Source organism: Bacillus sp. 05T22 (genome assembly GCF_056396765.1).
Window position 1 is genome coordinate 1 of sequence record NZ_JBFTMC010000199.1, and the last position, 7,870, is coordinate 7,870.

The following is a 7,870-nucleotide window of genomic DNA, read 5'->3' on the forward strand; positions in this document are numbered from 1 at the left end:
GAATAATACCCAACTATTAATTCGGTTTTAATAATTTGTAAAAGTTTTGTAAAGTTCAACATAATGTGGAGGAATACGATACTTCTTTCTCATTTTCACTTCTTTTCTCAAAAGTAAATATATGACCGGTCATACTATGAGAGAGTTCACTTTTTCAACCCCCTATTTCGCGTATGGGATATGCTCGTCCACAATTACTAAAACCTATGCATAAAATACAAAAAAAAGCACACTATCTTTTAAGATAGTGTGCCAAATTCACATATTTTTATTCTTCTTTTCCTTTTTTACCTTTTTCATCTTTTGGTGCTTCACCTGTTACTTCTTGTTTTTTCAAGTCAAAGTAAGCATCCATAATTTCACGACCGATATTTCCGTTAATTCCAGACTTATCATCGTGTACCCATGGAACAACAACAGAGAATGCAACTTCTGGATTATCAAGCGGCGCATATCCTACTAACGTTAAGTTATAAGTTGGTACCGGTTCACCTTTTGCATTTCTTCCAATATCTTTATTGCCACCATAAAACGTTTGTGCTGTTCCTGTTTTTCCGGCAGCTGTATATTTTGCACCTGTAAAGTATTTTGTACCTGTACCACCTGAATCATTAAACACTTGTCTAAATCCTTCTTGCACTCGCTGGATTTGATCTTCAGGCATATCAATGCGATTTAATACTTTTGGTTCCATCGATTGAATCACTTTCCCAACTTCATCTGGCTTAGATGTTGGTTGACGAATTTCTTTTACGATTTGCGGTTGCATACGATAGCCGCCATTTGCAATTGTAGAAACATACTGTACAAGTTGAAGCGGTGTATACGTATCATACTGTCCGATTGCTAAGTCTAATAAGAAACCTGGTTGAAGACCTGAACCTCTCTGACCAGATATTTCGTTTGGTAAGTCAATTCCTGTTTTCACGCCAAGCCCAAACTGTCCAAAATAATAACGCATATCATCGAATGCCTTTTTCTTAATATMTAATGTACCACCTCTAACATATGGCACTCCAGCAATATTCATAGCTGTTTTAAACATATATACGTTAGAAGACATTTTCAAAGCGGTAAGGTCGTTAATGCTGCCCATCGTTTTCCAAGAAGCTTTTACTGGTGTACCTTTTAGTTGAATTGGTTCATCCACTAGTACTGTTCCAGGCGTAATTGCTCCTGTTTGATATCCTGTTAACACCGTAGCCCCTTTTACAGTTGAGCCCATAGGATACGCACTTGTCATTGTTCCTAATGCATAGTCTTTTACCTCTGTTGTTCCATTTTCTTCTACAAGCTGTTTTCCAGCCATAGATAAAACTTCACCATTTTTCGGATTCATCATCACAACAAACGCACGATCTAAAAGTGGTTCTGCACCTTTATATTGCTTTAAATTCTTCGTGAGAATATCTTCTACACGTTTTTGCAGTTCCATATCAATTGTTAAATTCAAATCGTTTCCTCGTTGTCCTTTAGAAACGTTTATTGTTTCTAAAATATTCCCGTCTTTATCTGTAATATTTCTCACTTCTGCTTTTGTACCATGAAGCGTATCCTCGTACTGTTGTTCAATATAACTTTTACCAACGCGGTCGTTACGGTTATAATCTCGAACAAGAAAATAATCTAGTCGTTCTCTTGGCAACCCTTCATCTGAGCTTGTTACACCACCAAGTACACTACGGAACATATCATCATAAGTGTATTTACGATCCCAATCAACTGTCGTATCTACACCTGGCAACAATGCTAAATTTTCACTAATGATTGCATATTCTTCTGGTGTTACATCTTTTTTTATGATTTGCGGTGTCATTGCATATCCGCCATCCATTTTACTCTTAATTGCAAGTATTTCTAAATCTTCGGGTGTTAATTGATTTATTTCTGCCTCTGTCACGCGATTACGCTGACGCTCTGCCATTTCTTTATCATCAATTTTCTTTGCTTTAAATTCAGCTTGGTCTTTTTTTGTAATCTTTTCCTTTGCCTCTTTTTCATGTAAAGAAAGCCAATAATCTTTTTTATCACGTTCTGTTAATTTATCTGGTGATACTTCAATTAGCTTCGCCAGTTTTTTCGCTGTTTCTAAACGCTCTTCCGAAGTTGAACCCTTCAGTCTTGTAAACGTAATGGTACGAACTGGGTTATTATCCACAACCGCACGACCATATCTATCAAAGATCTTTCCGCGTGGAACTGGATTACTTACTGTTGAGTTTTCCTTTTTTTCAACTTCATTTTTATAGTCCTCACCATGTACAATTTGTACCATTCCAAGCTTTACAATGATCGCTGAAAACATTAAAAACACACAAAAAAACAACACGTTAAGCCGAAACGGAACGTGGGTTTTCTTTTTTTTCTTCTTTTTACTCATACGAACCCCCTCTACCAACAGCTATGTAATAGGAAAGGGACACCTTATTACAGGTGTCCTCACTGCTGTTTTACATGTCTTTTTATTCTAGCATAAAATCCAGAAGAAGTTAACCTTCTCGTTCGGTATGATTTTGTGTTGTTTCAGGTGCTGGAATCCTTGGTTTATTTGGATTCCCTTCCCCGTATTTGACATTTCTAACAGCAAAATAAATAAGTAAATGTCCAGCTCCAAGAATACATAATAGAACAGGTAAGCTTTTTTCTGGCTGGAAAAATGATACTGCACATAAAAAACTTAAAATCGAACAAATTCTTCCGCTGTTTAACCATAATTCTCGAACAACAATATACTCGACCCGCCATTCTCTCGCCTGCTTTGCTCTTCCGATTACATCGTATGTCATCGATCCGTACGGAACAAGTAAAATCGGATAAGCTATTGCAATACATGCTGCATAAATGAGTAATTTTACATATGTAACATGAAAAATAACTAAAAATACAACGACATACAAAATAATTCCACCAAGTAAAATCGCCTTTTTTCTCCACTCCTTTTTTAACATACGCGCAACCAAGTAATAGCATACAAATGAAACAGCGGAATTGACTAAACTATACTTCCCTAGTGCAAATTCGCTCCCTGATGCCAAATAGACATATACAGAAATAACAAAAATAAACGTCCCTTCCCTTAATCCTTGAAAAAAGTGTGCGCGTGTAATCCTTCCCCAGTTTTTATCAACCTTACGTTCTTTCAAAACTTGAACAATTTCATAGCGCCCCTCACATTCTCTTTTCGATAAAAAGAAGCTTATGACAACAGCAATTGCAAATAAAGTTAATGAAAGAAAAAAGATAACTGTATAACCGCTCCATTTCTCCATACGTGAAATCGTATATCCCGCTGCTATTGGCCCAATCATTCCAGAAAAGGATGTTAGAAGACCAAGAAAACCGTTAAAAAAATCACGTGTTTCCGGTTCCGTAATCTCAAATGTCAACAGATTAAATGCAAGCCAATAAAAACCGTATCCAATTCCAAGAAGACCACCAAGTAATAAAATGTAATGTGAAGCATGCGTTCCTGCGAGTAAAACAACAATAAAAAAAGCAGCTAATGTTCCCACACCGATTCGCAGTAAAATAGCACGATCTATCCGTTTTGCCAATTTTCCTGCAAAAAGAAATGTTAGTGGCTGCAATACAACGCTTGCTAAATTATACAAACCAAGATTCACATAGTTTTGTGTTTGTTTCCATAAATAAATGTTAACAAACGTGTTGGATAAAGAAATTGCGAGCGTGTATAACCCCCCCATAACAAAACGGAACAAGCGATATTATTTAGCTTCTTGGTAACGTTTTTCAGCTGCGTTCCAGTCTACAACGTTCCAGAATGCACCGATGTAGTCAGGACGACGGTTTTGGTAATGTAAGTAGTAAGCATGCTCCCAAACATCTAAACCGATAACTGGAGTCTTACCTTCTGTTAAAGGTGAATCTTGGTTTGGAGTGCTTGTTACTTCTAGCTCACCATTGTTTACTACTAACCAAGCCCAACCAGAACCGAAGCGAGTTGCACCAGCTTTTGCGAACTCTGTTTTGAATGCATCAAAGCTACCGAATTTCGCTTCAATTGCAGCTGCAAGTTCACCTACTGGTTGTCCACCACCATTTGGAGATAGAATTGTCCAGAAGAAAGTATGGTTCGCATGTCCGCCACCGTTGTTGCGTACTGCAGTACGAATTGCTTCTGGTACTTCATTTAAGTTTGCAACTAATTCTTCAACACTTTTGTCAGCTAGTTCTGCATGACCTTCTAGCGCAGCGTTTAAATTTGTTACGTAAGTGTTGTGGTGTTTTGTATGATGGATGTTCATTGTTTCTTTATCAAAGTGAGGTTCTAAAGCATCATACGCATAAGGTAAATTTGGTAATTCATGTTTTGCCATTGTTACATTCCTCCCAGTTTATGTATTGCCAAAATGACTTGGCATACAACTTCATTTTACCCTAATTGCCATAGGGTGAAAACAAATTAAATCACATTGTCTTGCTATCATTAACGTAGCAAAATTCCCATTTCTTTTCAAATAAAATGCTCATATATTTCGTAAAAAAAGCTTCCTTCTACAAGGAAGCTTCCCGTCTACATGATGAACATGTGAAATGGATATGGACCCTGTAGGACTCGAACCTACGACCGGACGGTTATGAGCCGTCTGCTCTAACCAGCTGAGCTAAGGGTCCAGAATTATGTATATATCGGTGGCTGAAATTTAAATCACACCACCAAGTCTCCACAGAACTTTCATACAAGCTGAAAACTGTATGATTACATGGTTGAGTCACTGCGAGATATATCGATTAAGAAATGTAAGATAAATTTACCATATAAAAAAGAAAAGTGTCAATTGTATTTTTACTTTTCTTAAAGTCAAACTTCCATCAGTAAACTTTTCCTCATTTCTCAATGATGGTGAGCTCTCGTCTATTTTACATTTACTTCACACGATATAACTTGTGGTTCTCTAGATTCGTACGTTACAATAATTTTATGCATCAATCTATCATACATATAGCAAAGGAAGTGAATAGATGTCCGTATTTATGCAGCTAGTAAAAAGTTTATATTCGCCAAAAGACATGGCACTTTTTCGTTTTCAAAAAATCGGGAAAACGATTCTGTATATCACGTTATTGTGTTTAATTGCAACAATCCCAAAAACTTTTACATTTGAGAAAAAAGATATTAAAGATATTATATCAGCCATTGATAGCATTTATCCTATTCTCATGCTTGTTGTAGGAATAGGCATTTACTTGTTCCAATTATTCATTTCATTCCTAGGGGTAACAATTTTAGCCTTTATTGGTTCTGCAATGAGCGATCAGCGGAAGTTATCTTACACACAAATTTGGACATTAACAGCTTACAGCTATACAATTCCAACAATTTTATTTATGATTATGGATTTATTAAAAATAAATGTACCATGGTCATTCCTTTTATACACTGCAATCATTTTAATTGTTCTGTACTTAACCATTAAAGAAATACCAAAACCTAAAGAAAAACACGAACTATAAAAAATGCCATTTTGGCATTTTTTTTTTGGACAAGCATATATTTCCTAACAAAGGAGTGAGGAATATGAAAAGACTTGGTACACTCTTACTTGTGCTTGTTCTCGGTTACGTGTTTTATTACGATATAAAAATTGGTACTTTGCCAATGTTAAGTTCATACAAAAAACCATCAGCTGCCCAAACTGTAAAAAAAGAAAATGTTGATACAAAATCCAAAAAAGAAACGGATGCACAATATAAAGCGATTGAAGTAAAAACAGGAGATACTGTTTTATCCATTACAGAAGCGATTAACAAGAAAAAAGTTCCTTCTATTGAAAAAGTAATCGATGATTTTAAACAATTAAATAAAAATACATCTTCTACAAAAATTCAGATTGGAAAATCTTACAAATTTCCGCTATATCAATGAACCATCACTTAATCCTTGTCAATTACATAAAGGCGCTGATACAATAGTAAAAGTGAAACCGAGCATATAGGTTTCTATCGCTCCATATCACATATACTATATTTGATATGAGGCAACAAAATAAGAAACTTCTTTTATAAGGAGAGCGATCTATTCGTGAATGAAATGACTCATCGTACAAAAACACGTCCTGTTAAAGTCGGTAATTTAACAATTGGCGGTAATAATGAATTAATTATACAAAGTATGACAACAACAAAAACGCATGATGTAGAAGCTACAGTTGCTGAAATTAAACGTTTAGAAGAAGCGGGTTGTCAAATTGTCCGCGTTGCTGTTCCAGACGAACGCGCAGCAAATGCTATTGCTGATATTAAAAAACAAATTAACATCCCACTTGTTGCTGATATTCACTTTGATTATCGTCTTGCTTTAAAAGCAATTGAAGGCGGCATTGATAAAGTACGTATCAATCCAGGAAACATTGGGCGTCGCCATAAAGTAGAAGCTGTTGTAACTGCTGCAAAAGAACGCGGTATTCCAATTCGTATTGGTGTAAATGCTGGTTCATTAGAGCGCCATATTTTAGAAAAGTACGGCTATCCTACTGCAGATGGTATGGTTGAAAGCGCACTGCATCATATTAAAATTTTAGAGGATTTAGATTTCCACGATATCATCGTATCCATGAAAGCCTCTGATGTTAACTTAGCAATCGAAGCTTATGAGAAAGCAGCTCGTGCCTTTGATTATCCATTACATTTAGGYATTACAGAATCWGGAACACTATTTGCTGGAACGGTAAAAAGTGCTGCTGGTCTTGGAGCAATCTTAAGTAAAGGTCTCGGAAATACACTTCGTATTTCATTAAGTGCTGATCCTGTTGAAGAAGTAAAAGTTGCTCGTGAACTTTTAAAATCATTCGGTCTTGCATCGAATGCTGCAACACTTATTTCTTGTCCAACTTGCGGTCGTATTGAAATTGACCTTATCAGTATTGCAAATGAAGTAGAAGAATATATTTCTACGCTGAAAGTACCAATCAAAGTTGCTGTACTTGGATGTGCTGTAAACGGACCCGGTGAAGCTCGTGAAGCTGATATCGGTATTGCCGGTGCACGTGGAGAAGGTTTATTATTCCGTAAAGGAAAAGTCGTTCGCAAAGTACCAGAAGAAACAATGGTAGAAGAACTCAAAAAAGAAATTGATGTAATTGCTGCTGAAATGGCTGCAAATCAAGAAAAAGAAAAACAAGAGCAATAATAAAAACGGCTGCCTGGATGTCACCAGCAGCCGTTTTATAACTACAAATAAAAGCTTGTCAGTCTTTACGCTGACAAGCTTTTACTTTGCACACTTCGGGCAACGCCCATATATTTCAAACTTATGCCCTGTTACTTCGTATCCTTTAAAATCTTTATTCATAAAATCCATTGGACAGGAAGTAATTTCTTTCGTACCACCACAATCCAAGCAAATGAAGTGATGATGATGTTCCATAATTGAACATGTAAAACGAAAATGCTTTTCTCCATTTAATTCTGTTTGCTCCAAAACACCAATTTCAGCAAATACCGTTAAATTACGATAGATTGTATCAAAACTTAGTCCTGGGTAATCATCCTTCATATGCTCTAAAACGTCTTTTGCGGTTAAATAACGATTATGAACCGCAAATAAACGTAACATTTCTTCCCTTTTTCCAGTGTGTTTATAGCCTTTTTCTTTCATAAGACGTAAAGCTTCAGTCAGATTCATAACTATCCCTACTTTATGCAGTTTTTTTCTTCTTCCATAAGATTGCACCGATTAAAATAAGAACCGCTAGCATAACAATTGTACCACCTGGAGCTAAATCAAGTTGATAAGAAGCAAACAGCCCACCTATCACGGAAATTTCACCAAATAAAATGGAAAAGAAAATTGTTTGTTTAAATCCTTTTGCGATGCGGATACTTGCGGCAACTGGTAACGTCATTAGGG

The 7,870-nt window shown here is 36.1% G+C and carries 8 protein-coding genes and 1 tRNA gene; 3 read left to right on the forward strand and 6 right to left on the reverse strand.

Annotation, left to right across the window (positions count from 1 at the left end):
* Nucleotides 1–268: 268 nt before the first annotated feature.
* The 4 genes from AC1DIT_RS27480 to AC1DIT_RS27495 form a co-directional block, all read right to left on the reverse strand.
* Entirely contained in the window at nucleotides 269–2,380 is a 2,112-nt protein-coding gene (locus tag AC1DIT_RS27480; RefSeq protein WP_476998567.1) for a peptidoglycan D,D-transpeptidase FtsI family protein, read from the reverse strand.
* 109 nt (nucleotides 2,381–2,489) lie between these two features.
* Complete coding sequence (locus AC1DIT_RS27485; protein ID WP_476998569.1) at nucleotides 2,490–3,704, reverse strand: MFS transporter; 1,215 nt, start codon at nucleotides 3,702–3,704, stop codon at nucleotides 2,490–2,492.
* Nucleotides 3,705–3,725: 21 nt separating this feature from the next.
* Nucleotides 3,726–4,337 carry a superoxide dismutase [Mn] gene (gene sodA, locus AC1DIT_RS27490; protein ID WP_016116345.1) on the reverse strand — a complete coding sequence of 204 codons (612 nt, stop codon included), beginning with the start codon at nucleotides 4,335–4,337 and terminating at the stop codon, nucleotides 3,726–3,728.
* A gap of 224 nt (nucleotides 4,338–4,561) precedes the next feature.
* Nucleotides 4,562–4,635: transfer RNA gene (locus AC1DIT_RS27495), tRNA-Ile, on the reverse strand.
* Between the two features lie 348 nt (nucleotides 4,636–4,983).
* On the opposite strand from AC1DIT_RS27495, the gene AC1DIT_RS27500 reads away from it, so the two are divergent.
* The 3 genes from AC1DIT_RS27500 to ispG all read left to right on the forward strand — a co-directional run bounded on the left by AC1DIT_RS27500 (nucleotide 4,984) and on the right by ispG (nucleotide 7,150).
* Nucleotides 4,984–5,475 carry a DUF1189 family protein gene (locus AC1DIT_RS27500; RefSeq protein ID WP_016116346.1) on the forward strand — a complete coding sequence of 164 codons (492 nt, stop codon included), beginning with the start codon at nucleotides 4,984–4,986 and terminating at the stop codon, nucleotides 5,473–5,475.
* A gap of 64 nt (nucleotides 5,476–5,539) precedes the next feature.
* Nucleotides 5,540–5,887 carry a hypothetical protein gene (locus AC1DIT_RS27505; protein ID WP_016116347.1) on the forward strand — a complete coding sequence of 116 codons (348 nt, stop codon included), beginning with the start codon at nucleotides 5,540–5,542 and terminating at the stop codon, nucleotides 5,885–5,887.
* Nucleotides 5,888–6,052: 165 nt separating this feature from the next.
* Nucleotides 6,053–7,150 (forward strand): flavodoxin-dependent (E)-4-hydroxy-3-methylbut-2-enyl-diphosphate synthase, encoded by a 1,098-nt coding sequence (gene ispG, locus AC1DIT_RS27510; RefSeq protein WP_170927917.1) that lies wholly within the window; start codon nucleotides 6,053–6,055, stop codon nucleotides 7,148–7,150.
* Between the two features lie 81 nt (nucleotides 7,151–7,231).
* Here ispG and AC1DIT_RS27515 read toward each other — a convergent pair whose 3' ends face one another.
* Both AC1DIT_RS27515 and AC1DIT_RS27520 read right to left on the reverse strand, forming a co-directional pair.
* Nucleotides 7,232–7,645 (reverse strand): Fur family transcriptional regulator, encoded by a 414-nt coding sequence (locus tag AC1DIT_RS27515; protein ID WP_016116349.1) that lies wholly within the window; start codon nucleotides 7,643–7,645, stop codon nucleotides 7,232–7,234.
* 13 nt (nucleotides 7,646–7,658) lie between these two features.
* The coding region (locus AC1DIT_RS27520) for a metal ABC transporter permease (protein WP_476998568.1) at nucleotides 7,659–7,870 on the reverse strand (212 nt) is incomplete at its 5' end.